Genomic DNA, 24,332 nt, shown 5'->3' with positions numbered 1-24,332 from the left:
CGGGCACCCGCCGTGCCGCCGCCTCCTCCCGCTAGCGGGCCGCCACGACCCGTCCCGTCACCTCGCCGAGGCCCACCCTCGTGCCGTGCGGGCCGGGGGCCCAGGCCGAGAGGGTGACCTCGTCGCCGTCCTCGAGGAACGTCCGCTTGCCGTCGGGGAGTTCGAGGGGGTCGCGGCCGTTCCAGGTGATCTCGATCAGGGAGCCGTACTGGCCGGCCTCGGGGCCGCTGACCGTGCCCGAGCCGTAGAGGTCCCCCGTGCGCAGGGAGGCGCCGTTGACCGTCATGTGGGCGAGCTGCTGCGCTGCCGTCCAGTACACGGTGGAGAAGGGCGGCTCGGAGATGACCTTGCCGTTGAGGGTGACCGTGATGCGCAGGTCGTAGCCGCCGGGCTCGTCGGCCGCGGACTCCGCGGAGTCGTCCAGGTAGGGCAGGAGGGGGTGGGTGCGCTCCGGAGGGGCGATCCGCGCCGCGTCCAGCGCCTCGAGGGGGGTGATCCACGCGGAGACCGAGGTGGCGAAGGACTTGCCGAGGAACGGGCCGAGCGGCACGTACTCCCAGGCCTGGATGTCGCGCGCCGACCAGTCGTTGAGGAGGGTGAGCCCGAAGACGTGCTCGCGGAAGTCCGCGAGGGGGACGGGGGTTCCGTGCGTCGAGGGGGCGCCGACCACGAAGCCGACCTCCGCCTCGATGTCGAGCCGGACCGAGGGGCCGAAGACGGGGGCCGTGTCGGCGGGCGCCTTGCGCTGGCCCGACGGGCGGACGACGTCGGTCCCGGAGACGACGACCGTGCCGGAGCGGCCGTGGTAACCGATGGGCAGGTGCTTCCAGTTGGGCGTCAGCGGAGACGGTGCGTCCGGCCGGAAGATCTGTCCGAGGTGGGTGGCGTGGTGCTCGGAGGCGTAGAAGTCGACGTAGTCCGCGACCTCGAAGGGCAGGTGCAGGGTCACCTCGGAGAGGTGGTGCAGCAGGGGGCGGACGGCCTCGCGGTGGGCGGGCACCGTCACCCACGCGGTGAGCGCGCGCCGTACGTCGGACCAGGCGCGGCGGCCCGCGGAGAGCAGGGGGTTGAGCGTGGGCCGGGCGAGCAGCGAGACGTAGGGGGAGCCGAGCGCGGCGGCCGCGGCGCCGGCGTCCAGGACGTGACTGCCGAGCCGTACCCCGACCCTGCGCCGGTTGTCCGCCTCGCCGGCCAGGGAGAACACGCCGTAGGGAAGGTTGTGCGGACCGAAGGGGTCGCCCTCGGGCAGGCCGAAGGGATCGCCCTCGGGGTGACCGGTGGAGTCGCCTCGGGGGAGGTCGGTGGAGTCACCGGCGGCCGGGTCGAGCGGGGTCTGCTCGGACATGCGTACCTGCCTCGCTTTCCATAGGGGTGTGCCACACGTTACGTGGACGGGCCCCTGTTGCGGCAGTGTCCAAAGGGTGCGCAATGTCCGAATGGGCTTGCTGCGGCGGCCCATTCGGACGGCACACCGTGACGGCGCGTACCGCGTAGTCGGAATGAGGCATGCCGGAATCTAATCTTCCACTTTCCGGTGAACCGGCGGGCCCGCTGTCCCGTCCGGTCTCACCCGCCCGTATACGCACCTTGCCAAGCAGCTTCCCGCCGGGCCCAGGATCCGTATTCTCTGGATCATGTCCGCTCCCCTCGCATATGCACTCATCGCCACTGACCTGGACGGGACGCTGCTGCGCGGCGACGACACGGTCTCGGACCGGTCGCGGCGGGCGCTGGCCGCCGTGGGGGAGCAGGGCGCCCGGCACCTCGTGGTGACCGGCAGGCCCGCGCCGCGGGTGCGGCCCCTCTTCGACGCGCTCGGCTACGACGGCCTGGCCGTGTGCGGGCAGGGGGCGCAGCTGTACGACGCCGGGGCGGACCGGATGGTGTGGTCGGTGACGCTCGACCGTGAGCTCGGCGAGACCGCGCTCGGGAAGATCGAGGCCGAGGTCGGCGAGGTCTACGCGGCCGTCGACCAGGACGGCGTGGACGGCCTCACGCTCATCGAGCCGGGGTACGAGATGCCGCACCCCACCCTGCCCGCGGTGCGGGTGCCCCGCCGCGACGTGCTGTGGGAGGAGCCCATCAGCAAGGTGCTGCTGCGCCATCCGACGCTGGCGGACGACGAGTTGGCGGCCGTGGCGCGGGACGCGGTCGACTCGCTCGCCACGGTGACCATGTCGGGGCCCGGCACGGTGGAGCTCCAGCCGTGCGGGGTGACCAAGGCGACCGGGCTCGCGCTTGCCGCTGAACGGCTCGGTCTGACGGCCGCGGACACCCTCGCCTTCGGGGACATGCCGAATGACATCCCCATGTTCCTGTGGGCGGCGCACGGGGTGGCCATGGCCAACGCCCACGGTGAACTGAAGGCGGTGTCCGACGAGTTGGCCCTCTCGAACGAGGACGACGGCGTGGCCGTCGTCCTCGAACGCCTCCTGGGCCAGACCTAGGGCGGGCCCAGGCCCGCCCTAGCCCGCCGTCCGCCGGATCCGCTTCTCCCAGGTCCGGTGGAAGACGACCTCGCCGCCGTCCCGGCACACCACCTCGTTCGCGGTGATGAAGTCCGCCGCGTCGCAGGTGATCTCCGAGCGGGTCTCGACCGTGACGTCCCAGCCCAGTTCGGGCCGGTGCAGCCGGATCCGCCAGTCCGAGCGGGTGCGGGCGCTGAGCGGGTCGTCCTCCTGGATCGTGTACGTCTCCACGGCGTCCTCGGTGAATTCGAGGCCGTCCGGGTACACGCGCGTGCCGCCGTAGCGCGGGTCGACCTCCAGGCGCCACTCGCCCTTGGCGACGTCCCGTACCACCAGGCGTTCGGGCCGTTGCTCGTCCAGGGTGGCCGGGTACACGACGCCGAGCGGCGCCGACTGCTCGGCCGGCTCGAAGGTGATCGTCGGGTCCAGGTCGCCCTCGCGCACCGGCAGTTCCAGCGTGCTGCCCACCGGGTCGAGCGTGAAGCCCACCGAGTCGGCCTGCGGCCAGATCCACGGCCAGTACGCGGAGGAGACCGCGAGCCGGATGCGGTGGCCCGGCGGGAAGGTGTGGCCGATGCCGTTGAGCTGGAAGGTCACGTCCTCGGTGGCGCCGAGCGGCCAGGCGTCGGCGCGGTCCCGGCCGCCCCGGGACGAGAGGTTGAGCACGCCCCGGGTGACGAGGGTGGAGGAGCCGTCCGGCGCGACGTCGCAGACGCGGGCGATCGCCTGCCCGTACGGCACGTCCATGCGCAGCCGCAGCGTCACCTTGGGGCGCCCGAGGACCCGTACCTGTGCGGGGACCTCGAACTCGAAGCACGCCGACTTCGCGTCCTCGTCTCGCTGGTCGGGCGGCAGGTCCGCGTCGTTGCCGAAGGGGAAGTAGCGGCCCGCGTCCAGGCCGGTGTGCTGCGGGGAGTCGACGACGACCGGGGTGCCCTGGAGGGCGTACGCGACGGGGGTGACGTTCGGGGAGGGCCAGGACGGGTCGCCCACCCAGCCGCCGCTCAGCTCCGGGTAGACCGTGGCCGGCGGGTGCGAGTCGCTGATCCAGGAGCGCAGCTTCGGCTCGGCCATCACCCCGGTGTCGACGCCCTTGAGGTGCTGGTCCCACCAGCGCAGGGTCTCCTGGAGGAAGCCGATCGCGGGTCCGGGCGGCAGGCCGCGGTCCGGGTACTGGTGCGACCAGGGGCCGATCAACCCCCGTACGTCGCCCGGGAGATGCTCCACCAGGCGGAGCACCGTGTCGCGGTACGGGTCGTGCCAGCCGCCCACCGCGAGGACCGCCGCGCCGATCGCGGAGTAGTCCTCGCAGACGCTGCCGTGCCGCCAGTAGTCGTCGCGGGTCTGGTGGTCCAGCCAGGTGTGGATGAAGGGCTCGACGGCCTCCAGGCGGGTGAGCCACATGTCGCGCCACGCGTCGCCGACGAAGTACGGGTCCGGCGGCCGCGAGACGAACGCGAGCATGGTCGCCGCCCACGCGTGCATGTCGACGGCGAGCACGGAGCCGCCCATGTAGTGCACGTCGTTGTCGTAGCGGTCGTCCGCCGAGCAGACCGTGACGACCGCCTTGAGCGGCTCGGGGGCGAGCGCCGCGAGCTGCAGGGAGTTGAAGCCGCCCCAGGAGATGCCGAACATGCCGACCTTGCCGCTCGACCACTCCTGCGCGGCCAGCCAGTTCACCACCTCGACGCCGTCGGCGAGCTCCTGCGCGGAGTACTCGTCGGTGGGCAGCCCCTCGCTGTTGCCGTGCCCGCGCACGTCGACGCGGACGGAGGCGTAGCCGTGGCCCGCGTACCAGGGGTGGCGCTGCCAGTCGCGCGGCGCCGTCCAGTCGCTGAGGCGGTAGGGCAGGTATTCGAGGAGCACGGGGACGGGTTCGTCGGTGACCGGGCGCCACACGCGCGCGTAGAGCCTGGTCCCGTCGGCGAGGGGCACGTGGATGTCCTCGCGGGTCGTCTCGTACGGGAAGGAGTCTCGGATCTGCATGAGTGGAACCTCGGTGGACGGGGTGTCCCGGTGGTGGTCGGGTGGTCTCAGTGGTCGGTCGGGGTCGGGTGGTCTCAGTGGACGGGATGCATGGTGCGGCGCAGCCAGGGCGCGAGGATGATCACGGCGATGCCCGCGAGGACGGCGATGCCGCCGTTCACGCCGAAGTACGCCGGGTTGGAGACCTCCCCGTACACCTTCACGACCTGCGCCTGGACGCCGTTGGCCAGCGCGAGGGAGAGGAACCAGAGGGCCATGGTCTGGCTGGCGAAGGCCTTCGGGGCGAGCTTGGTCGTCGCCGACATGCCCGAGGTCTCCACGAGGATGTCGCCGAGGCCGAGGAGCAGGTACGAGCCGACGATCCACCAGACCGCCATCTTGTACGTGTCGTCGCCGTGCCCCGAGGTGGGCAGGACCATCAGCAGGAACGACAGGCCGCCCAGGATCACGCCGAACGCGATCTTGTTGGAGGCGTGCGGCTGGCGGTGGCCCATCCGGGCCCAGACCGCGGCGACGACGGGCGCGAGGGCGACCTCGAAGGCGCCGAGCGCGGAGGCGTACCAGCTGGCAGGAAAGTGGTAGCCGAAGATCGAGGTCTCGGCGTTGGTCGAGGCCAGCAGGATCATCGTCGAGTAGGCCTGGAAGAGGATGAAGTTGAAGACGACCGAGGCGAGGAAGAGCACCACGTACGGCTTCAGGCGCCCGCGCTCCTCGGCGCTCACGCGCGGGCTGCGGAACATCACCGCGAAGTAGACGACCGGGGCGATCACCGAGACGAGGGTGAGCAGGTCGACGAAGCGGTCCATGGTCAGCCAGCCGACCCCGGCGAGCAGCCCCGCGAGGGCGGCGAACACGACCAGGCCGACGACGATCAGGACGACCGCGCGGCGCATCGCCTCCCGCGGCAGCGCGAACTCGGCGGAGGCCTTGCGCCCGGCGAGGTGCCGGCGGCCGAGCACGTACTGGACCAGGCCGAACGTCATGCCGATCGCGGCGGCCGAGAAGCCCCAGTGCCAGCCCTTGTGGTCGCCGAGCCAGCCGGTGATCAGCGGGCCGGCGAAGGCGCCGATGTTGATGCCCATGTAGTAGAGCGCGAAGCCGGCGTCGCGGCGGTCGTCGTCGGTGCGGTAGAGCTTGCCGACCATCGAGGCGACGTTCGGCTTGAGCAGGCCGGTGCCGGCGCTGATCAGGCCGAGGCCCACCCAGGTCATCGTCGCCGTCGGCACGGCCATCGAGTAGTGGCCGCAGGCGATGAGGATGCCGCCCCAGAGGACCGCACGGTAGGAGCCGAGGATACGGTCGGCGAGCCAGCCGCCGGCCACGGAGACCAGATAGACCAGCGTGCCGTAGGCGGCCGAGACCGACGCGGCCGTCCCGGCGTCCATCCCCATCCCGTCGTGGGCGACGGAGTCGGCGAAGTAGAGGACCAGGATGGCCTGCATGCCGAGGAACGAGAACCGCTCCCAGACCTCCAGGCCCGACAGGGTGAGCAGGCCGCGGGGCTGCCCGAGGAAGGCGTGGTCGTCGCCCGGCGGTGGCTCGCCTTCCGGCTCGGCGGGCGGCTCGTGCGCGGCCGTGGTGCGGGACAAAAGGGCTTCTCCCGGTCGTTACGGTTCCTGTGGTTACAGGACGGTCTTCTCCCGGTCGTTACGGTTTCCGTGGGTACAGGACGGTCTTCTCGGTCTTATGGGTCGATCACGCCTTATGGGTCGATCACGTCTTATGGGCTGATCAAGAACATACCGGTGAGCCTCGTCCGCCGCGCGGCCTGGTCCGCCCGAGCGGTCGGCAGGTCTCGCGCGCCGCGCCGACCAGGGCGGTGGCGAGCGACGGGCGGGCAGGTGCTCGCCGTGATCGAAAGTCGACCGGATACGCTGACTTGAGTGATGGCAGCGACACATCGACAAACCCGTGTCATCGACGGAGATCCAATGATCGACCGAGTTGGCCATGTGATCGTCAGCAGACAGGAGAACCTCTCGTGACCGTCGTCGGGCCTTTCGGGCTGAGCGTGCGGGACCAGGCTCTCGAAGCCGATGTCCAGGTCGGGTTGGCGGCCGTCGAGGAGGGACTGCTCGAAGCCACCAAGAGCGAGGTCCCCTTCATCACCGAGGCCGCCCAGCACCTCGTCCGCGCCGGGGGCAAGCGTTTCCGTCCGCTGCTCGTGATGCTCGCCGCCCAGTTCGGCGACCCGGACGCGCCGGGCATCGTCCCCTCCGCCGTGGTCGTCGAGCTGACGCACCTCGCGACGCTGTACCACGACGACGTGATGGACGACGCCGAGGTGCGCCGCGGGGTCGAGAGCGCCAACCAGCGCTGGGGCAACTCCGTCGCCGTGCTGACCGGCGACTTCCTCTTCGCCCGTGCCTCGTACATCCTGGCCGACCTCGGCCCGGAGGCCGTCCGGATCCAGGCCGAGGCCTTCGAACGGCTGGTCACCGGCCAGATCCTGGAGACCGCGGGGCCCGCCGAGGGGCGCGACCCGGTCGACCACTACCTCGACGTGCTGCGCGGCAAGACCGGCTCGCTGGTCGCCGTGGCCTGCCGGTTCGGCGCGATGATGTCGGGCGCCGACGAGTCCGCGGTCAACGTCCTGACGCAGTACGGCGAGCGGCTCGGTGTCGCCTTCCAGCTCGCCGACGACGTCCTGGACATCGCCTCCGACTCGCACGAGTCGGGCAAGACGCCGGGCACCGACCTGCGCGAGGGCATCCCCACGCTGCCCGTGCTGCGGCTGCGCGAGCGGGCGGCGCGGCTCGGGCTCGCCGAGGACATCGCCCTGTGCGAGCTGCTCGACTCCGACCTCACGGACGACGCCCGGCACGCCGAGGCGCTCTCCCGGCTGCGCGAGCACCCCGCCCTGGAGCACGCCCGCCGGGACACCGTCTCCTACGCGGAGAGCGCGCGGGCCGCGCTGGGTCCGCTGCCGGAGGGCGACGCGAAGGCGTCCCTGATCGAGCTCTGCGACCTGGTGGTGCACCGGGCGGGCTGATTTGTCCCGCAGTGCGGACGCCGCGGCCATGTGACTCGTGTCACATGGCCGTCTTCTTTTGCGCTCCTCCTCCCGGCCCCCTACGGGACGGGGGGAGAGAACGCCGCCCCGTGTCATCCCAGAGCAGTACGTGGAGTTGCTCCCGGGGTCTGACGCTTCTCGGCGCCCGATTTGGTCGGATGGAGTCCACAGAGAACCCCCACTCCTGACCTGTTCGGGTGAGAATGGCGGCACGGGGTGGACGTAGGCACGTACAGGGAAGGCCGCCGCCGACCACGGAGGTAAGGCAGACAATGGCACCGTACGAACCGGAGAAGGACACCAGCGAGGCCGCGGACCTGCGCGTCGGCCGCCGCAAGGCGGCCCGCTACGCGGTCCCGATCGCTGTGGCGGGGGTGGCCGCGGCGACGATCGGGCTCGTACCGGCCCTGGCCACCTCGGGCGACCCGGACCTGCCGAAGGTCACCGCACAGGAACTCATCGAGAAGATCGCCGCGTCGGACACGCAGCAGCTGTCCGGCAACGTCAAGATCAGCACCGACCTCGGCCTGCCGTCGATCGGCGGCATGGCGGGCGGCTTCGGCGGCGGTGGCGGCGGGGCGGACCGGGGCGAGGACGGCGAGGGCAAGGGCTCCGCCGCCGACCCCAAGGGCAAGCTCATGGAGCTGGCGTCCGGCACCCACACGCTGCGGGTGGCGGCCGACGGCCCCGACCGGCAGAAGGTCTCCGTCCTGGAGGACGCCGCCGAGTACAGCGTGATCCACAACGGTGACGACATGTGGGCGTACGACAGTGCGTCGAACGAGGCGTACCACGCGAAGGGGGCGGGCAAGGGTGGCGCCGCCGAGCGGCACGGCAAGGGCGGCCGGGACGTCCCCGAGGGGATGCCGGCCACGCCCAAGGAGTTCGCCGAACAGGCCCTGAAGGCGGCCGACGGCACTACGTCCGTGACGGTCGACGGCACCGCGCAGGTCGCGGGCCGGGACGCGTACCGCCTGGTGATCAAGCCGAAGCAGGCCGGTTCGACGGTCGGCCGGATCACCGTCGCGGTGGACGAGAAGACCGGCACGCCGCTCAAGTTCACCCTCACCCCGGCCTCCGGCGGCGCGGCCGTCGTCGACGCGGGCTTCACGAAGGTCGACTTCGGCAAGCCGTCCGCGTCCACGTTCGACTTCACGCCGCCCAAGGGCGCGAAGGTCACCGAGGCCGACGAGCACGCCGCGCAGGGCCGCGACTTCAAGGAGAAGGCCGGCAAGGGCGGCACGGGCGGCAAGGAGTTCGGCGAGGGCGACCTCAACGGCATGAACGTCATCGGCAAGGGCTGGGGCTCCATCGCGGAGCTGAAGCTGCCGGGCGGCAAGGGCCTGCCGAAGGCCGGTTCGGGCGACGTCCCGCAGGACGCGCAGAAGCTGCTCGACTCGCTGGGCGACCAGGTCGAGGGCCACTTCGGCTCGGGCACGATCTTCTCGACCCGCCTGGTCAACGCCCTGATCACCGACGACGGCACGGTGTACGTCGGCGCGGTCACCAAGGACGCGCTGGTGAAGGCGGCCGACGCGGCGCACTAGCGGGCGCCGGACGACTCAGGGGTACGGCGGATGGAAGGTGCCGGCGCGGCACCTTCCATCCGTCTCGTGGGACGACTCGTGGGGTGACTCGTGGGACGAGGCGTGGAACGACTCGTGGGAACGACGGAGGGCGGGCAACGTGCCGGGCAGCAGCGGCGGTTCGACGGCGGTGAACGTCATCGAGACGCACGCGCTCACCAAGCGCTACGGAAAGCACCTCGCCGTCGACCGGCTCGACCTCGCCGTCCCACAGGGCAGCGTCTTCGGCTTCCTCGGGCCGAACGGCTCGGGCAAGACGACCACGATCCGCATGCTGATGGGCCTCATCGCGCCGACCTCCGGCCACGCGCAGGTCCTCGGCCACCCCATGCCGCGCGCCACCCGCACCGTGCTCCCGCACGTGGGCGCGCTGATCGAGGGCCCCGCCCTCTACGGCTTCCTCTCCGGCCGCGACAACCTGCTGCGGTACGACTCCGCGGACCCGGACGCCGACCCGCGCACCCGGCGGGCGCGGGCCGAGGCGGCCCTCGACCGGGTCGGGCTCACCGCGGCCGCCGGCAAGAAGGCGAAGGCGTACTCCCTCGGCATGAAGCAGCGGCTCGGCCTCGCCGCGGCGCTGCTCCAGCCGCGCAGGCTGCTCGTCCTGGACGAGCCGACGAACGGCCTCGACCCGCAGGGCATGCGTGAGATCCGCACCCTGGTACGGGAGTTGGCGGCGGAGGGTACGACGGTCTGCCTCTCCTCGCACCTGCTCGACGAGATCGAGCAGGTCTGCACGCACGTGGCCGTGATGACCCGGGGCCGGCTGATCACCCAGGGCCCGGTCGCCGACCTCGCGGCGGGAGCGCGCGGCCGGCTCGTCGTGACGACACCGGACACGGGCGACGCCGCCCGTGTCCTCAAGGAGCAGGGCGTGACGGATCTCGTGGTGACGGAGGACCGGGTGACGGGCGAACCGCCGGGCCGGGGCGCGGGCGACGCGGGCGGTGCGGGTGCGGGGGACGCAGGGGACGCGGACAGTCAGGCCGTGGACCTGGCCGACCTGAACGCCGCGCTGGTCGGGGCGGGCGTCCGCGTCCGCGGCTTCGGGCTCGAACGGGCCTCGCTGGAGGACGCGTTCGTGGCGCTGACGGGGGAGGGCTTCGATGTCGCGGGCTGACGTGGCGCAACCGGCCGGGCAGGGCGGCGTACGGGGGCCGCGGCGGATCTGGACCCTCGGCCTCTTCCGCAGCGAGCTCACCATCACCTTCCGCCGCTGGCGGACCCTCGCGCTGCTCGCGGTGCTCGCCGCCGTGCCGGTCCTCGTCGGCATCGCCGTCAAGATCGAGACCAGCGACGGCTCCACGATCGGCGGGGGCGGTGACGGGGGCGGGCCCGCCTTCATCGCACAGATCACCAACAACGGCCTGTTCCTGGTCTTCACCGCGCTCGCCGCGACGCTGCCGTTCTTCCTGCCGATGGCGATCGGCGTCGTCGCCGGTGACGCGGTCGCGGGCGAGGCGAGCGCGGGCACCCTGCGCTATCTCCTGGTCGCGCCCGCGGGTCGGACTCGGCTGCTCCTCGTCAAGTACGCGACCACGCTGACGTTCTGCCTGGTCGCGACCCTGGTCGTGGCCGTCTCCGCGCTCGCGACCGGCGCGCTGCTCTTCCCGCTGGGCGAGGTCACCACGATCTCGGGCACCCGGATGGGCTTCGGCGAAGGGCTGGTGCGGGCCCTGCTGATCGCGCTCGTCGTCGCCGTGTCACTGGTCGGTGTGGCGGCGCTCGGCCTGTTCGTCTCGACGCTCACCAGCAGCGGCATCGCGGCGATGGCGACGACGGTCGGCCTGCTGATCACGGTGCAGATCCTCGACCAGATCCCGCAGCTGCACGGCCTGCACCCGTACTTCTTCTCGCACTACTGGCTGTCCTTCGCCGACCTGATGCGCGAGCCGGTCTACTGGACCGACATCGTCAAGAACCTGCAGATGCAGGGGTTGTACGCGGCGGTGTTCGGCTCGGCGGCGTGGGCGCGGTTCGGGGCGAAGGACATCATGGCGTAGCCGCCGGGACCGTACGACCGGCCCACGCCCCGTCGTACGGGAACTACGCCTCGTCGTACGGGAAGCGGGCGACCGGCGCCTCCCGCGCGAAGAACGTCTTGGCGCGCGCCATGGCCTCGGTGTCCTCCAAGACCTGGCCCGGCCGGGTGCCGTTGCCGAGCAGGACGCCGCCGAAGCGCATCGGGAAGAACGCGGCCGTGTTGCGCAGCGTGCCGATGAGCGGCTCCGCCACCACCTCCTCGCGGTGCGCGAGCGCGGTGACGCCCCACAGGGTGCGGCCCGCGAGGGTCTCCTTGAAGGAGATCTCCGGCGTCTCCAGCCAGGCGTCCCAGTAGTCGAGGTAGCGCTTGACGGTGGCCGAGAGCGAGTACCAGTACAGCGGCGACGCGATGACGATGTCCGTCGCGCCGAGCGTGGCGTCCAGGAGGACCGCCTCATCGGTGCCGACGGGCCGCGCCCGCTCCCGCGGCCCCTCGCCCCCGTGCCGCCGGTCCTCGAAGTCGGGCAGCGACAGATCGGCGAGGTCCAGCCAGCGCTGCTCGACGTCCGGGGCCAGCTGCTCGGCGGCCTCGCGGGCCAGGATCTCGGTGTTGCCCTCCGGCCGGGCACTGCCGAGGACGAAGAGGAACGAGCGGGTCATGGGATCCCCCCTGGGAACGCGGACGTGCGTGGACGTACGTAGACAGGTGAGCGCCCACGTACGGGCAAGTGCTTGCACATGCACTATATGCACGCGCAACCACTTGCGTCCAGGGTGGCCCCACAGCAATGCCCCACCATGCCGGGCACGGTGGGGCAGTCTTGAAAGGGCGGGGCGGACCGGCTTGTCAGGCGGCCCCGAACGTCCCCACCTTGACGCCCGCCACGAAGGAAGCGAACGAGTCGGCGGGGAGGTCCAGGACCGGGCCGGCCGGGTTCTTGGAGTCACGGACGGGGACCACGCCGCGCGACGCGGCAAGGTTCGTGGCGACCTCGATGCACTGGCCGCCGTTGTCGCTGTACGAGGACGTGAACCACTGCGGGTCTTCGGTCGTCACTGGGTGCCCTTTCGTAACGTGGTGATCATGGCCACCGTCTCCGCCTGGGAGCGGGATTCTGCCTGTAGCTGATGGTAGGCCGTCAGTATGGGCAGTACGAACGTACTTTCCCGTTCCAGATGACCCCGCTGCGCCGACTCCGCGTAGGACATCAGGGAGCGATCCGGCAGTGTGAGGACGGTCACGGGCAGGTTGAACGGACGGCGGGCGCCCATGTCGAACGGGGCGACCTGGAGCACGGTGTTGGGAAGGTCGGCGAACTCCGTCAGCCTGTCCAACTGGGCGTTCATCACGGCGGGTTCGCCGATCGGGCGCCTGAGGCAGCTTTCGTCGAGCACGACGAACACCAGGGGTGAGGGTGTGCGGTCGAGCGTTGCTTGGCGCTCGGCGATCAGGGTGACGCGTTCCTCTGCTTGCTCGTCCGTGATCGCACGACGTTTGACGGCGCTCTGCGCGAGTACCGCTGCGTACTCCGGTGTCTGCAGCAGACCAGGGATCACGCCCACCTCGTAGAGCCGGATCTCGGCGGCCTGCGCCTCATGCTCGACGAACTGCGGGAACCCCTCAAGAAGGCCCGCGTTCCGCACCTTCCGGAAGGCGCGTTCGAACCGGTCGCCTCCGCCGAACGCGTTGTCCGCACTTCGCGCGAGACGCAGAGTTGGAAGTTTGCGACCAGTTTCGACCGCGGAAATGTGCGTACTGGAGTACCCCATCCGGTCGGCAAGCTCGTCCTGCGTCCACTCTCGTTCCTCCCGTGAGCTGCGCAGACGCGCGCCGAAGGCGGCCTGGGGTGAGCTGCCCGGGTCCAACTCCTTGCGGTTCAAAGGTGGTTCACCAACCTTTCGTTCACGCCTGACAAGTTGAAGGGTTCCCAATCGGTGGCCACGCTGAACGCAAGGTAGTGAAAGCGCTACGGAGAGGAGTGGCCGTGCCCGGCAGTGACGCTTCAGCGGAGCGGCAGGAAGCCCCGCCCCCGCCCGCCCCGCCCGCCCCGCCGGCCCTGTACGCACTCGTGCTGGACACCAGGTTGGACAGGCTCGGGGTGTTCTGCGGAGAGTGGGCCGGGTTCTGGTTCCTGCGTCCGGTGCGCGGGGGCAAGGAGTGGCGAACCGACCCCGTCGACGTGCGGCCGGCGAGTCAGCAACAACGACTTGCCGCCGGTACCGCGCATGCCAACGCCCGGAGTCGGGGTGAGTGCCTGTGAGCGCCGCGGTACGCCGTTTCGGGTTCGTCACCAAGACGTTCCGGCCTGATCTGGACGACGACGCGCCCCCGACCACCTACGGGCTTCGCTGCCTGACCCTCATGGAAGACGACACCGAGTGCGGCGCCGAGTCGAGCCGCAGCGAAGACGCCACCGATCCGCAGACGTGGGTGTTCGAGCACGTCCGCGACAACCCCGCACACACCAGCTTCGCCGAGATCATCGAACGCCCCTGGATCATGGTTCCGGGTGAGCGCGCATGACCGACGCGCGTCATGCCCGATGATCGGGCCCATGGATGCTGTCGTTCAGCCGCGAGGCCGACGGTCTGCTGCGGGTGGACCCGCTGGAAGTGACCATGCTTGGCATGCCCCGACGGAACCGGCGCCCGCCTGCCATCCGTCTCGCTCCCGGCCAGTGGCTGCAATGGCAGATCAATTTCCGGTTCGGCTGCTGTGACGGGTCCTGGTCCTACCAACTGGAGACGTTCAATATCAGCTATGGCTCCGCGCCACTCGAGGTGTTCCTGAGCTCCCCAAAACGCCGTGGACGAGCGTGGCGCGCTGCGCTGAACCCGGCGATGCCGCTCTGCGAGGCGTGCAGGAAGGGGCTTTGCCTCAGCTCGGCGCGCTGAAGCCGGCCCGCGTCCCCGCCTCAGTGGACGCAGAACTCGTTCCCCTCAGGGTCCGTCATGATCACCCACTCGCCGCCGGGCTCCTTGACGTGCCGCTGCACCGCCGCGCCCAGCGTGCCGAGACGGGCCACCTCGTCCTCGCGGTGGCCCGGTGCGCTGTGTACGTCGAGGTGCAGCCGGTTCTTGCCGGTCTTGGGTTCCGGGACGCGCTGGAAGAGGATGCGGCGGCCGAGCCCCGTGCCGCTCTGCTCGTCGTACGGGTCGTCGGGGTGCCGGACTGCGATGAGGTCGCGCCAGGCGCGGCGGCCGCGGAACTCGACGGTCGCGTCCTCCGGCGCCGCGCCGACGGCCAAGAGGCGCTCGATGAGCATGCTGTTGTCCTCGACCTCGTACCCCAACGTCTCGGCCCAGAAGGCGGCTTGGGCGTGCGGATCGGCGGCGTCGACGACGAGCTTCCAGTGCAGGGCGGTCATGGTAACCAGTTATAGCGGTTACCCGGTGCGGAGGTGCGGATTCGGCCCGGACTGAACGAAAGAGCCCGGCCCGCTCAGACCACCGGCTCCTGCGCCTCCCCGACCGCGGGCGCCGCCGCGGGCGCCTTCGCGGCCGCCTCCCGTGCCGCCGCGAGCCGCGCCGCGTTCCGCCGTGCCGTGCGCAGCGCGTCCCAGGTCAGCAGCGTGAGCGCCAGCCACACCAGGCCGAAGCCCGCCCACCGCTCGGGCGGCATCGCCTCGTGGAAGTAGAGGATCCCGAGCCCGAACTGGAAGACCGGCGCGAGGTACTGCAGCAGCCCCAGCGTGGACAGCGGCACCCGGATCGCCGCAGCCCCGAAGCAGACCAGGGGAGCGGCGGTCACCACGCCGGTGGCCGCGAGCAGCGCCGCGTGGCCGGCGCCGCGGGTGCCGAAGACGATGTCGCCCTGCGTGGTGAGCCACACCAGATAGCCGAGGGCGGGCAGGAACTGCACGGCGGTCTCCGCGGCGAGCGACTCCAGGCCGCCGAGGTTGACCTTCTTCTTGACCAGGCCGTACGTGGCGAAGGAGAAGGCGAGGGTGAGCGAGATCCACGGCGGCCTGCCGTACCCGAACGCGAGCACGAGGACGGCCGCGGCCCCGATGCCGACCGCCGCCCACTGCACGGGACGCAGCCGCTCGCCGAGGAGCAGGACGCCCATGGCGATGGTGACCAGCGGGTTGATGAAGTAGCCGAGGGAGGCCTCGACGACGTGCCCGGAGTTCACCGACCAGATGTAGACGCCCCAGTTGACGGTGATGACCGCCGCGGCGACCGCGACCAGGCCGAGCCGGCGCGGCTGCCGCAGCAGCTCGCGGGCCCAGTCCCAGCGCCGTACGAACAGCAGCGCGACGCCGACCACGACGAGGGACCAGACCATCCGGTGCGCGAGGATCTCGACGGCGCCGGCCGGCTTGAGGAGCGGCCAGAAGAGGGGGACGAGGCCCCACAGCCCGTAGGCGGCGAAGCCGTTCAGCAGTCCGACGCGCTGCTCGTTCCCCGACTTCTCGGCTGCTGAGCTCTCCACGGCCCCTCCAAGGTGCACGGCAGCCCCATGCTGCTCCCCCGAAGGTAGCGCCGGTGGCCGGGACCTGTCATGCCTGTTCCCCGGAGACGCTCATGACGGGCGGGGGTCAGCCCTTCGGCGCCGCCGAAACCGCCGCCGCCACCGCCTCCGCGATCCCCGTGGTGGGCCGCCCGATCAGCCGCGTCAGGTCCCCGCTCGTCCCCGCGAGGCGCCCCCGCGCGATGGCCGCGTCGACGTCGACGAGCACCGCCGCCAGTGCCTCCGGCAGCCCCGCACCGGTCAGCACCGCCAGGTGCTGCTCGGCCGGGACGTTCGCGTACGAGATCTCCTTGCCGCTCCGCGCCGCCACCACGGCGGCGTACTCGGCGAAGCTCCACGCGACGTCGCCGCTCAGCTCGTAGACCTTGCCCTCGTGGCCCGAGCCGGTCAGCACGGCGACGGCGGCCGCGGCGTAGTCGGCGCGCGCGGCGGAGGCGACCCGGCCCTCGCCCGCGGAGCCGACCACGGCGCCGTGCTCCAGGACCGGGGCGAGGTGCTCGGTGTAGTTCTCGTGGTACCAGCCGTTGCGCAGGAAGGTGTACGGCAGACCGGAGTCGAGGATCAGCTGCTCGGTCACCTTGTGCTCGGCCGCCAGGTCGAAGTCGGCGTCGGGGCCGCCGAGGACGCCGGTGTACGCGAGGAGCGCGACGCCCGCCTCGCGCGCCGCGTCGACGACCGCGCGGTGCTGCGGCACGCGCCGCCCGATCTCGCTGCCGGAGATCAGCAGGACGCGGTCGCCCGCGGCGAAGACGCCGCGCAGCGTGTCGGGCGCGTCGTAGTCGGCGATCCGCAGCTCGACGCCGCGCTCGGCGAGGTCCGCGGCCTTCTCCTTGTCGCGGACGACGGCCGCGATCTCCCCGGCCGGGACGCGGGCCGCGAGCAGCCCCTCGATGACGAGACGGCCGAGGTGTCCGGTGGCTCCGGTGACGACGATGCTCATGGCTGGGTGCTCCTGCTGGTGGGGGCGGAATGCGGTACGCCCACCACCGTAGGAACAACGCTAACTTTTCGTAAGTACCCACTTTCAAGTAAGGTACTTGCATGGCCGTAAGTACCCACCGCACCCGCGTCGAGGCGATGTGCCCCTACCGCCTCGTCCTCGAACACGTCACCAGCCGGTGGGGCGTCCTCGTCCTGATCGCGCTGGAACAGCGCTCGTACCGCTTCAGCGAGCTGCGGCGCGCGATCGACGAGACCAGCCGCGTCAGCGAGAAGTCGCTCACCCAGACCCTGCAGACCCTGGAGCGCGACGGCCTGGTGCACCGCGACGCCAAGCCGGTCATCCCGCCCCGCGTCGACTACTCCCTCACGGAGCTGGGCCGCGAGGCCGCCGAGCAGGTCAGGACCCTCGCGACGTGGACGGAGCGGCGCATGGCCGACGTGGAGCAGGCGCGCACGGCGTACGACGAAGCCCGGTCCTGAGAGGTCGGGACCGGGCTTCGAAGAGGCGTGGGCCGAACTAGCCGACGACCGTCCAGGTGTCCTTGCCCGCGAGCAGCGCGGCGAGGTCGCCCTTGCCGTCCCGTTCGATGGCGCTGTCGAGCTGGTCGGCCATGAGCGTGTCGTACACCGGGCGCTCGACGTCGCGCAGGACGCCGATCGGGGTGTGGTGCAGGGTGTCGGGGTCGGCGAGCCGGGAGAGCGCGAAGGCCGTGGTCGGCGACGTGGAGTGCGCGTCGTGGACCAGGATGTCCGCCTCGTTCTCCGGCGTGACCGCGACGACCGACAGGTCACCGGTCACCGCGTCACGCACGACGCCCTTCGACCCTTCGGCGCCGAAGCGGATCGGCTGCCCGTGCTCCAGGCGGATCACCGCCTCCTCGGCCTGCTGCTTGTCCTTGAGGACCTCGAAGGCGCCGTCGTTGAAGATGTTGCAGTTCTGGTAGATCTCCACCAGGGCGGTGCCGGGGTGCTCGGCCGCCGCGCGCAGCACCGAGGTGAGGTGCTTGCGGTCGGAGTCCACGGTCCGCGCCACGAACGACGCCTCCGCGCCGATGGCCAGCGACACCGGGTTGAAGGGGGCGTCCAGGGAACCCATCGGCGTCGACTTGGTGATCTTGCCGACCTCCGACGTGGGGCTGTACTGGCCCTTGGTGAGGCCGTAGATCCGGTTGTTGAACAGCAGGATCTTCAGGTTGACGTTGCGGCGCAGGGCGTGGATGAGGTGGTTGCCGCCGATGGACAGCGCGTCGCCGTCGCCGGTCACCACCCACACGCTCAGGTCGCGGCGCGAGGAGGCGAGGCCGGTGGCGATGGCCGGGGCGCGGCCGTGGATGGAGTGCATCCCGTAGGTGTTCATGTAGTACGGGAAGCGGGAGGAGCACCCGATGCCCGAGACGAAGACGATGTTCTCCTTCGCCAGGCCCAGTTCGGGCATGAAGCCCTGCACGGCGGCCAGCACGGCGTAGTCACCGCAGCCGGGGCACCAGCGCACCTCCTGGTCGGACTTGAAGTCCTTCATGGACTGCCGGCCCTCGGCCTTGGGCACCAGGGAGAGCGCCTCGACCGTGCTCCCGGCCCCTTCGGGCCCCGCCGTTTTCGTGTCAGCCATCGATGGTCTCCTTGAGAGCCGTGGCGAGCTGCTCGGCCTTGAACGGCATGCCGTTGACCTGGTTGTACGAGACGGCGTCCACCAGGTACTTCGCACGGATCAGCGTGGCGAGCTGACCGAGGTTCATCTCGGGGATCACCACCTTGTCGTAACGCGCGAGGACCTCGCCCAGATTCCGCGGGAACGGGTTGAGGTGGCGCAGATGGGCCTGCGCGACGGCCTCGCCCGCGGTGCGCAGCCGGCGGACCGCCGCGGTGATCGGCCCGTACGTCGAACCCCAGCCGAGGACCAGGGTGTCGGCGTCCCCGCCCGGGTCGTCGACCTCCAGGTCGGGGACCTCGATGCCGTCGACCTTGGCCTGCCGGGTGCGGACCATGAAGTCGTGGTTGGCCGGGTCGTAGGAGATGTTGCCCGTGCCGTCCTGCTTCTCGATGCCGCCGATGCGGTGTTCGAGGCCCGGCGTGCCCGGGATCGCCCACGGGCGGGCCAGCGTCTGCGGATCGCGCTTGTAGGGCCAGAACGTCTCGGTGCCGTCGGCCTCGGTGTGGTTGGGTCCGGAGGCGAACTGCACGCGCAGGTCCGGCAGTTCGTCGACCTCGGGGATGCGCCAGGGCTCCGAGCCGTTGGCCAGGTAGCCGTCGGAGAGCAGGAACACCGGCGTCCGGTAGGTCACCGCGATGCGGGCCGCCTCCAGCGCCGCGTCGAAACAGTCCGCGGGTGTCCGCGGTGCCACGATCGGCACCGGCGCCTCGCCGTTGCGCCCGTACATCGCCTGGAGCAGGTCGGCCTGCTCGGTCTTGGTCGGCAGGCCGGTGCTCGGGCCGCCGCGCTGGATGTCCACGACCAGCAGCGGCAGTTCGAGGCTGACGGCAAGGCCGATGGTCTCCGACTTGAGCGCCACACCGGGCCCCGAGGTCGTCGTCACCGCGAGCGACCCGCCGAACGCGGCGCCGAGCGCCGCACCGATGCCCGCGATCTCGTCCTCGGCCTGGAAGGTGCGCACGCCGAAGTTCTTGTGCTTCGACAGCTCGTGCAGGATGTCCGAGGCCGGTGTGATCGGGTAACTGCCCAGGTACAGCGGCAGATCCGCCTGCCGGCCCGCCGCGATCAGCCCGTACGACAGGGCGAGGTTGCCGGAGATGTTGCGGTAGGTGCCGGCCGTGAACGCCTCGGAGGCCGGGGCCACTTCGTAGGAGACCGCGAAGTCCTCGGTGGTCTCGCCGAAGTTCCAGCCCGCGTGGAACGCCGCGATGTTCGCCTCGGCGATCTCCGGGCGCTTGGCGAACTTCGTCCGCAGGAACTTCTCGGTCCCCTCGGTCGGCCGGTGGTACATCCAGGAGAGCAGGCCGAGCGCGAACATGTTCTTCGAGCGCCCCGCGTCCTTGCGCGAGAGGTCGAAGTCCTTCAGCGCCTCCACCGTCAGCGTGGTCAGCGGCACCGGGTGCACGCTGTAGCCGTCCAGGGAGCCGTCATCGAGGGGCGAGGTCGCGTAACCGACCTTCTGCATCGCGCGCTTGGAGAACTCGTCGGTGTTGACGATGACCTCCGCGCCGCGCGGCACGTCGCCGATGTTCGCCTTCAGCGCCGCCGGGTTCATCGCCACCAGGACGTTCGGCGCGTCACCCGGGGTCAGGATGTCGTGGTCGGCGAAGTGCAGCTGGAAGGAGGACACGCCCGGGAGCGTCCCGGCGGGCGCGCGGATCTCGGCGGGGAAGTTCGGCAGCGTCGACAGGTCGTTGCCGAAGGACGCCGTCTCCGAGGTGAAGCGGTCACCCGTGAGCTGCATCCCGTCACCGGAGTCACCCGCGAAACGGATGATCACCCGGTCCAGACGGCGTACGTCCTTGTCACCCGCAGGCTTGCGCTGCTCCCCGACGACTGCTCCGTCGGCCTGCTCGGCTTGGCTACTGACCTGGCTGGTCACTGAACTGGACCTCCTCGAGGCGACTGAGCGGAATCGCCGGGACGGCCGGCGTTCCCAAGGTCCACCCTACGTCTGTGAGGGGTGCCTTCCTGGGCTTGATCACATGGTGGATGTACTTCTGAGACACCGTGTCGCACCGGTTCGTCATGGTTCGCCCCGTCCCCCGACCCTCCCTGGATGACGCTCCCCGCTCATCCTTTGGTTGTAGGACCCGCTCCGGCCGACCACGGAAGTACGTGACGCTCCGTGGTCGTGCCTGCTCATGTTGTGGTGTGCGGCGGCCCGCAGGTCACCTGACAGGGTGTCAGGTGATTACGAGTTGAGGTAGGTGAGGACCGCGAGCACGCGACGGTGATCCCCGTCACTCTGGGACAGGCCGAGCTTCAGGAAGATGTTGCTCACGTGCTTCTCGACGGCGCCGTCGCTCACCACGAGCTGCCGGGCGACCGCCGAGTTCGTCCGCCCCTCCGCCATCAGGCCCAGCACCTCGCGCTCGCGCGGGGTCAGCCCCGCCAGCACGTCCTGCTTGCGGCTGCGGCCGAGCAGCTGCGCCACGACCTCCGGGTCGAGCGCCGTGCCGCCCTCCGCGACCCGCACCACCGCGTCGACGAACTCCCGCACCTCGGCGACCCGGTCCTTGAGCAGATAGCCCACGCCCCGGCTCGACCCGGCGAGCAACTCGGTGGCGTACTGCTCCTCGACGTACTGCGAAAGGACCAGGACCCCGAGCCCGGGGTGCTGCTGACGCAGGAACACCGCGGCGCGCACGCCCTCGTCGGTGTGGGTCGGCGGCATCCGCACGTCGGCGACGACCACGTCCGGCAGGGCGTCCTGCCCGGCGAGGTCGGTGATCGTCTTGATCAGCGCGTCGGCGTCCCCCACACCGGCCACCACGTCGTGCCCGCGGTCGGTCAGCAGCCGGGTCAGGCCCTCCCGGAGCAGCACTGAATCCTCGGCGATGACGACCCGCACTTTGTCCTCCACTTTTTGGCCCCCCGGCACTTTTTCTTCCCCCGACGCGCCGGTCCGCCCGGTCGGGCGGCGGCCGTGTCGGCCGCGCGTCCGGCACCTCAGTATCGCGCGATCCGCGGCGGCCCACCGGCCCGCTCACCGGAATCATCCGACCCGCTCACCGGAATCGTCCGCCCCCGCCCGCCGCGCCCCCCGGGCGGCACACAGCGCGCCGCCCCGGCTCGACGTACGAACCGGGGGCGGCGCGACGGCAACGGCGCAGGTCAGCCCCGATCGGGCCGGCCGGGACCGGTCAGCCCTTGCGCCACGGCAGCTCCGCGGTGACCGTCGTCGGACCGCCCGCGGGCGAGTCGAGCACCAGGATTCCGTCGACCGCGTCGAGCCGCTCGGCGAGGCCCGCGAGGCCGGAGCCCGCCGAGATGTCGGCGCCCCCGACGCCGTCGTCGGTGACCTGGAGCATCAGCCGGTCCTCGGCCCGCCACACGTCCACACTCGCCGCCTTCGCGCCGCTGTGCTTGCTGATGTTCTGCAGGAGTTCGGAGACGGTGAAGTACGCGATGCCCTCGATGGCCGCCGCCGGACGGCTGTCGAGGTCCACCTCCACCTGGACCCGCACCGTGCAGCGGGCGGCCAGCGCGGAGAGCGCCGCGTCCAGGCCGCGGTCGGTCAGGACGGCCGGGTGGATGCCGCGGGCCAGGTCGCGCAGCTCCTGCAGGGCCACCTTCACCTCGCCGTGCGCCTCGTCCACCATGCGCGCCGCGGCCTGGGGGTCCTCGGTGAGCTTCTCCTTGGCCAGGCCCAGATCCATGGCCAGGGCGACCAGGCGGGCCTGCGCGCCGTCGTGCAGGTCGCGTTCGATGCGGCGCAGGTCGGCGGCGGCGGTGTCCACGACGACACCGCGGTCCGACTCCAGCTCGACGACGCGGGTCGCGAGCCGCGACGGGCCGAGCAGCCCGGCCACCATGACGCGGTCCACCGTCGTCAGGGCCCGCAGGATCCACGGCGTCGCCAGCGTCACGAGGAGGCCGGTGCCGGCGACGACGGTGATCTCGAAGGGGTTGTCGAGATAGATCTGGTGGTGGTCGTCGCCGTAGAGCTGGATGCCGCCCTGCCCGCCGTACACCGGGAAGAGCCAGAACCACAGCGGGTACGTGAGCATCATCCAGCCGTACGTCCAGAAGACGATCGACACCGTGAACGAGAAGATCGCCCACGGCATCATCAGCAGCGAGTACAGCAGGTGCCGCCAGGACACGCCGCTCTTGAGGACGGCGCCCATGAGCGCCATCACGCCGCCGTTCTTGGGGCGCAGCGGCTCCGGCGGCGCGACGTCGAGGCCGAGCAGGCCGCGCGCCCGGGTCCGCTCCAGGGCGCCGATGCCGCGGCAGCCGGCCAGGCCCGCCGCGAGCACCGGGATGCCGATGAAGGTGATCAGCAGGCCCACGCCGAGCGAGAGCGAGACGACGGCGAAGACGAAGGCCGCGATGCCGATGGGCAGGCTCAGCATCGTGTAGCCGAACTCCCGCCAGGTGCGGGTCTCCAGGGGCGCGCGCAGCCCGGCGGGGAGCCGGTGCCGCCGCTCCTCGACGTCCGGTCCCGCTCCCGCTCCCGGGCCCGATCCCCGGACATCCGGCCGGTCCATGTGCGCGTACCCCTGTCCGTACTCCGTGGCCATCGCTGCCGTCCGTTTCTGCGTCTACGTCTGCGTCCGCGCTGCGTCCGCGCTGGGTCTGCTCTGCGTCTGCTCTGCGTCTGTGCCGGTGGCCGGTGGCCGGTGGCCGGGTGCCGCCGCCGCCCGAGCCGCTCTCCTGCCGGGTGATCCCAGCTTCGCCGTCGCGGCGCCCGCGGACCATGGAGCGCGTCGGCCTCTTCGACCGGGGGTTTTCCCTACCTGCCGGGACGGCTCGGCTCCGGGTCCCGCCACGGCAGCTCCGCCGTGATCCGGGTGGGCCCGCCCTCCGGCGAGTCGATCACGAAGAGCCCGTCCACCGCGCCGAGCCGGTCGGCGAGCCCCGCCATGCCCGTACCGCCGTCGAGCCGCGCGCCGCCACGCCCGTCGTCCCACACCTGGATGAGCAGCCGCTCGTCCGACCGCCAGACCTCGACGCCCGCGGCCTTCGCGCCGCTGTGCTTGCTGATGTTCTGCAGGAGTTCGGAGACGGTGAAGTACGCGATGCCCTCGATGGCCGCCGCCGGGCGCGTGGGCAGGTCGGCGGTGACCTTCACCGGGACCGTGCAGCGCGAGGCGACCGAGGAGAGCGCGGCGTTCAGGCCGCGGTCGGTGAGCACGGCGGGGTGGATGCCGCGGGCCAGGTCGCGCAGCTCCTGCAGGGCCAGCTTCACCTCGCCGTGCGCCTCGTCGACCATCGAGGCCGCGGTCTCGGGGTCCTCCAGGAGCTTCTCCTTGGCGAGGCCGAGCCCCATGGCGAGGGCGACGAGCCGGGCCTGCGCCCCGTCGTGCAGATCGCGTTCGATGCGGCGCAGATCGGCTGCGGCGGTGTCCACGACCACCCCGCGGTCCGACTCCAGTTCGGCGATGCGCCGCTCCAACTCGTCGGAGGGCGAAAGCAGCCCCCGCACCAGCGCACGGTCGACATGGGTGAGACCGCGGGCGACGAACGGCAGCACCGGCCAGAGCACGAAGAGCCCGACCATCGTCACGGCGAACGACAACACGCCCCAGGGCAGCCGGATGAACGCGTACAGCATGGTGCGCCAGCCCACCGGATCCTTCAGGCTCCACCACACCCGGCCGAGGAACCCCTGCCCGCCGTGGCCTGGCATCGGGCTCGGCTCGTCGACGTACAGGCCCAGCAGCCTGCGGGCCCGCGCCCGCTCGGTCCTGCCGAGGAAACGCGCGCCGACCAGCCCCACCGCGAGCACCGGCAGACCGATCACGGTGACCGTCAGGCCGACGCCCACGGACAGCACGAACACGGCGTAGACGAAGCCGACGATCCCCACCGGCAGGTTCACCAGGAGGTGGGCGATCTCCTTCCAGGTGTGCCGGTCGTACGCGAAGCGCGCGGGCGGCAACCGGTCGTCGTGCGGGGGCGCGGGAGCCAACCGGACGTCGTCGTGCGAGGGCGAGGTGCGTGCGGTCATATGCGCCAGGGTGCCCGGCCGGGCGCCGCTGCGCCATGAGGGCGACCGGCCTCGTGTCCGGGGGATAACCCCACCTCACCGGCGCGGAAGCGGTGGACTCCGCCCCGGCCGGGACACGACGCCGTGCCCTGACCGATGCGTGACGCTCTGCTTACCGAACCTTTAGCAGGCCCTAGACTCCCGTGCGTACAGATCGTCGAACGGTCCGGCCGAGGACGGCCCGGCCGAGGCGGTCAGGTCGAGAACGGCCAGCTCAAGGACGGTCGGGGA

At 71.3% G+C, this 24,332-nt stretch carries 22 protein-coding genes; 8 read left to right on the top strand and 14 right to left on the bottom strand.

Translation table 11 applies throughout. The features are described 5' to 3' along the window. Window positions 1–31: 31 nt before the first annotated feature. Window positions 32–1,345 carry a fumarylacetoacetase gene (gene fahA / locus ACZ6CV_RS08730; protein WP_469250146.1) on the bottom strand — a complete coding sequence of 438 codons (1,314 nt, stop codon included), beginning with the start codon at window positions 1,343–1,345 and terminating at the stop codon, window positions 32–34. Window positions 1,346–1,634: 289 nt separating this feature from the next. Between fahA and ACZ6CV_RS08725 the strand changes: the two genes are divergently transcribed. Then, window positions 1,635–2,447, top strand: coding sequence for an HAD family hydrolase (locus ACZ6CV_RS08725; protein ID WP_469250145.1), 813 nt, complete (start codon window positions 1,635–1,637; stop codon window positions 2,445–2,447). 18 nt (window positions 2,448–2,465) lie between these two features. On the opposite strand, the gene ACZ6CV_RS08720 is transcribed toward ACZ6CV_RS08725, so the two are convergent. Both ACZ6CV_RS08720 and ACZ6CV_RS08715 read right to left on the bottom strand, forming a co-directional pair. After that, window positions 2,466–4,454, bottom strand: coding sequence for a CocE/NonD family hydrolase (locus tag ACZ6CV_RS08720; protein ID WP_469250144.1), 1,989 nt, complete (start codon window positions 4,452–4,454; stop codon window positions 2,466–2,468). Window positions 4,455–4,528: 74 nt separating this feature from the next. Continuing rightward, window positions 4,529–6,043, bottom strand: a complete 1,515-nt coding sequence (locus tag ACZ6CV_RS08715; protein WP_469250143.1) for a peptide MFS transporter — start codon at window positions 6,041–6,043, stop codon at window positions 4,529–4,531. A gap of 392 nt (window positions 6,044–6,435) precedes the next feature. On the opposite strand from ACZ6CV_RS08715, the gene ACZ6CV_RS08710 reads away from it, so the two are divergent. The 4 genes from ACZ6CV_RS08710 to ACZ6CV_RS08695 all read left to right on the top strand — a co-directional run bounded on the left by ACZ6CV_RS08710 (window position 6,436) and on the right by ACZ6CV_RS08695 (window position 11,056). Then, window positions 6,436–7,446, top strand: coding sequence for a polyprenyl synthetase family protein (locus ACZ6CV_RS08710; RefSeq protein ID WP_469250142.1), 1,011 nt, complete (start codon window positions 6,436–6,438; stop codon window positions 7,444–7,446). A gap of 293 nt (window positions 7,447–7,739) precedes the next feature. Next, on the top strand, window positions 7,740–9,014 hold the full coding sequence (locus tag ACZ6CV_RS08705; protein WP_469250141.1) for a LolA family protein: 1,275 nt from the start codon (window positions 7,740–7,742) through the stop codon (window positions 9,012–9,014). 139 nt (window positions 9,015–9,153) lie between these two features. After that, window positions 9,154–10,173, top strand: a complete 1,020-nt coding sequence (locus ACZ6CV_RS08700) for an ABC transporter ATP-binding protein (RefSeq protein WP_469250140.1) — start codon at window positions 9,154–9,156, stop codon at window positions 10,171–10,173. Next, on the top strand, window positions 10,160–11,056 hold the full coding sequence (locus ACZ6CV_RS08695; RefSeq protein ID WP_469250139.1) for an ABC transporter permease: 897 nt from the start codon (window positions 10,160–10,162) through the stop codon (window positions 11,054–11,056). Before ACZ6CV_RS08700 ends, ACZ6CV_RS08695 begins: the two co-directional genes overlap by 14 nt. Window positions 11,057–11,099: 43 nt before the next feature. Here the strand turns inward: ACZ6CV_RS08695 and ACZ6CV_RS08690 are convergent, their stop codons facing one another. From ACZ6CV_RS08690 to ACZ6CV_RS08680, 3 genes are all read right to left on the bottom strand, one after another. Then, complete coding sequence (locus ACZ6CV_RS08690; protein WP_469250138.1) at window positions 11,100–11,696, bottom strand: flavodoxin family protein; 597 nt, start codon at window positions 11,694–11,696, stop codon at window positions 11,100–11,102. Between the two features lie 187 nt (window positions 11,697–11,883). Further along, a complete protein-coding gene (locus tag ACZ6CV_RS08685) occupies window positions 11,884–12,093 on the bottom strand; it encodes a DUF397 domain-containing protein (RefSeq protein WP_469250137.1) in 210 nt (69 codons plus the stop codon). Beyond that, window positions 12,090–12,917: a helix-turn-helix domain-containing protein gene (locus ACZ6CV_RS08680; protein ID WP_469250136.1), complete on the bottom strand. Its 828-nt coding sequence runs from the start codon at window positions 12,915–12,917 to the stop codon at window positions 12,090–12,092. Before ACZ6CV_RS08680 ends, ACZ6CV_RS08685 begins: the two co-directional genes overlap by 4 nt. A gap of 376 nt (window positions 12,918–13,293) precedes the next feature. Between ACZ6CV_RS08680 and ACZ6CV_RS08675 the strand changes: the two genes are divergently transcribed. Then, a complete protein-coding gene (locus ACZ6CV_RS08675; RefSeq protein WP_469250135.1) occupies window positions 13,294–13,560 on the top strand; it encodes a DUF7848 domain-containing protein in 267 nt (88 codons plus the stop codon). Between the two features lie 35 nt (window positions 13,561–13,595). Next, the gene (locus ACZ6CV_RS08670; protein ID WP_469250134.1) at window positions 13,596–13,931 is read left to right on the top strand and encodes a hypothetical protein; all 336 of its coding nucleotides are present in this window, start codon (window positions 13,596–13,598) and stop codon (window positions 13,929–13,931) included. A gap of 20 nt (window positions 13,932–13,951) precedes the next feature. On the opposite strand, the gene ACZ6CV_RS08665 is transcribed toward ACZ6CV_RS08670, so the two are convergent. The 3 genes from ACZ6CV_RS08665 to ACZ6CV_RS08655 all read right to left on the bottom strand — a co-directional run bounded on the left by ACZ6CV_RS08665 (window position 13,952) and on the right by ACZ6CV_RS08655 (window position 16,450). Beyond that, complete coding sequence (locus ACZ6CV_RS08665; RefSeq protein ID WP_469250133.1) at window positions 13,952–14,404, bottom strand: VOC family protein; 453 nt, start codon at window positions 14,402–14,404, stop codon at window positions 13,952–13,954. A 74-nt stretch (window positions 14,405–14,478) separates the two neighbouring features. Beyond that, complete coding sequence (gene rarD, locus ACZ6CV_RS08660) at window positions 14,479–15,471, bottom strand: EamA family transporter RarD (protein ID WP_469250132.1); 993 nt, start codon at window positions 15,469–15,471, stop codon at window positions 14,479–14,481. A 106-nt stretch (window positions 15,472–15,577) separates the two neighbouring features. Further along, a complete protein-coding gene (locus ACZ6CV_RS08655; RefSeq protein WP_469250131.1) occupies window positions 15,578–16,450 on the bottom strand; it encodes an SDR family oxidoreductase in 873 nt (290 codons plus the stop codon). Window positions 16,451–16,551: 101 nt separating this feature from the next. On the opposite strand from ACZ6CV_RS08655, the gene ACZ6CV_RS08650 reads away from it, so the two are divergent. Then, window positions 16,552–16,932, top strand: coding sequence for a winged helix-turn-helix transcriptional regulator (locus tag ACZ6CV_RS08650; protein ID WP_469250130.1), 381 nt, complete (start codon window positions 16,552–16,554; stop codon window positions 16,930–16,932). A gap of 37 nt (window positions 16,933–16,969) precedes the next feature. On the opposite strand, the gene ACZ6CV_RS08645 is transcribed toward ACZ6CV_RS08650, so the two are convergent. The 5 genes from ACZ6CV_RS08645 to ACZ6CV_RS08625 form a co-directional block, all read right to left on the bottom strand. Next, window positions 16,970–18,061: a 2-oxoacid:ferredoxin oxidoreductase subunit beta gene (locus ACZ6CV_RS08645; protein ID WP_469250129.1), complete on the bottom strand. Its 1,092-nt coding sequence runs from the start codon at window positions 18,059–18,061 to the stop codon at window positions 16,970–16,972. Further along, window positions 18,054–19,985: a 2-oxoacid:acceptor oxidoreductase subunit alpha gene (locus tag ACZ6CV_RS08640; RefSeq protein WP_469250128.1), complete on the bottom strand. Its 1,932-nt coding sequence runs from the start codon at window positions 19,983–19,985 to the stop codon at window positions 18,054–18,056. The genes ACZ6CV_RS08645 and ACZ6CV_RS08640 overlap by 8 nt, the downstream gene beginning before the upstream one ends. 312 nt (window positions 19,986–20,297) lie before the next feature. Continuing rightward, window positions 20,298–20,957 (bottom strand): response regulator transcription factor, encoded by a 660-nt coding sequence (locus tag ACZ6CV_RS08635; RefSeq protein ID WP_355804240.1) that lies wholly within the window; start codon window positions 20,955–20,957, stop codon window positions 20,298–20,300. 292 nt (window positions 20,958–21,249) lie between these two features. Further along, window positions 21,250–22,632: a sensor histidine kinase gene (locus ACZ6CV_RS08630; protein WP_469250127.1), complete on the bottom strand. Its 1,383-nt coding sequence runs from the start codon at window positions 22,630–22,632 to the stop codon at window positions 21,250–21,252. A 212-nt stretch (window positions 22,633–22,844) separates the two neighbouring features. Beyond that, entirely contained in the window at window positions 22,845–24,062 is a 1,218-nt protein-coding gene (locus tag ACZ6CV_RS08625) for a sensor histidine kinase (RefSeq protein WP_469250126.1), read from the bottom strand. Window positions 24,063–24,332 lie beyond the last annotated feature (270 nt).

The sequence above is a fragment of the Streptomyces sp. NPDC041713 genome (genome assembly GCF_055591085.1).
This window is presented reverse-complemented; position numbering and strand designations above follow the sequence as displayed.

Bases quoted from the DNA above. Each gene is read 5' to 3' on its own strand.
- fahA (WP_469250146.1), bottom strand. From the start codon at position 1,345: ATGTCCGAGCAGACCCCGCTCGACCCGGCCGCCGGTGACTCCACCGAC.
- ACZ6CV_RS08725 (WP_469250145.1), top strand. From the start codon at position 1,635: ATGTCCGCTCCCCTCGCATATGCACTCATCGCCACTGACCTGGACGGG.
- ACZ6CV_RS08720 (WP_469250144.1), bottom strand. From the start codon at position 4,454: ATGCAGATCCGAGACTCCTTCCCGTACGAGACGACCCGCGAGGACATC.
- ACZ6CV_RS08705 (WP_469250141.1), top strand. From the start codon at position 7,740: ATGGCACCGTACGAACCGGAGAAGGACACCAGCGAGGCCGCGGACCTG.
- ACZ6CV_RS08695 (WP_469250139.1), top strand. From the start codon at position 10,160: ATGTCGCGGGCTGACGTGGCGCAACCGGCCGGGCAGGGCGGCGTACGG.
- ACZ6CV_RS08690 (WP_469250138.1), bottom strand. From the start codon at position 11,696: ATGACCCGCTCGTTCCTCTTCGTCCTCGGCAGTGCCCGGCCGGAGGGC.
- ACZ6CV_RS08670 (WP_469250134.1), top strand. From the start codon at position 13,596: ATGCTGTCGTTCAGCCGCGAGGCCGACGGTCTGCTGCGGGTGGACCCG.
- ACZ6CV_RS08665 (WP_469250133.1), bottom strand. From the start codon at position 14,404: ATGACCGCCCTGCACTGGAAGCTCGTCGTCGACGCCGCCGATCCGCAC.
- ACZ6CV_RS08655 (WP_469250131.1), bottom strand. From the start codon at position 16,450: ATGAGCATCGTCGTCACCGGAGCCACCGGACACCTCGGCCGTCTCGTC.
- ACZ6CV_RS08650 (WP_469250130.1), top strand. From the start codon at position 16,552: ATGGCCGTAAGTACCCACCGCACCCGCGTCGAGGCGATGTGCCCCTAC.
- ACZ6CV_RS08645 (WP_469250129.1), bottom strand. From the start codon at position 18,061: ATGGCTGACACGAAAACGGCGGGGCCCGAAGGGGCCGGGAGCACGGTC.
- ACZ6CV_RS08630 (WP_469250127.1), bottom strand. From the start codon at position 22,632: ATGGCCACGGAGTACGGACAGGGGTACGCGCACATGGACCGGCCGGAT.
- ACZ6CV_RS08625 (WP_469250126.1), bottom strand. From the start codon at position 24,062: ATGACCGCACGCACCTCGCCCTCGCACGACGACGTCCGGTTGGCTCCC.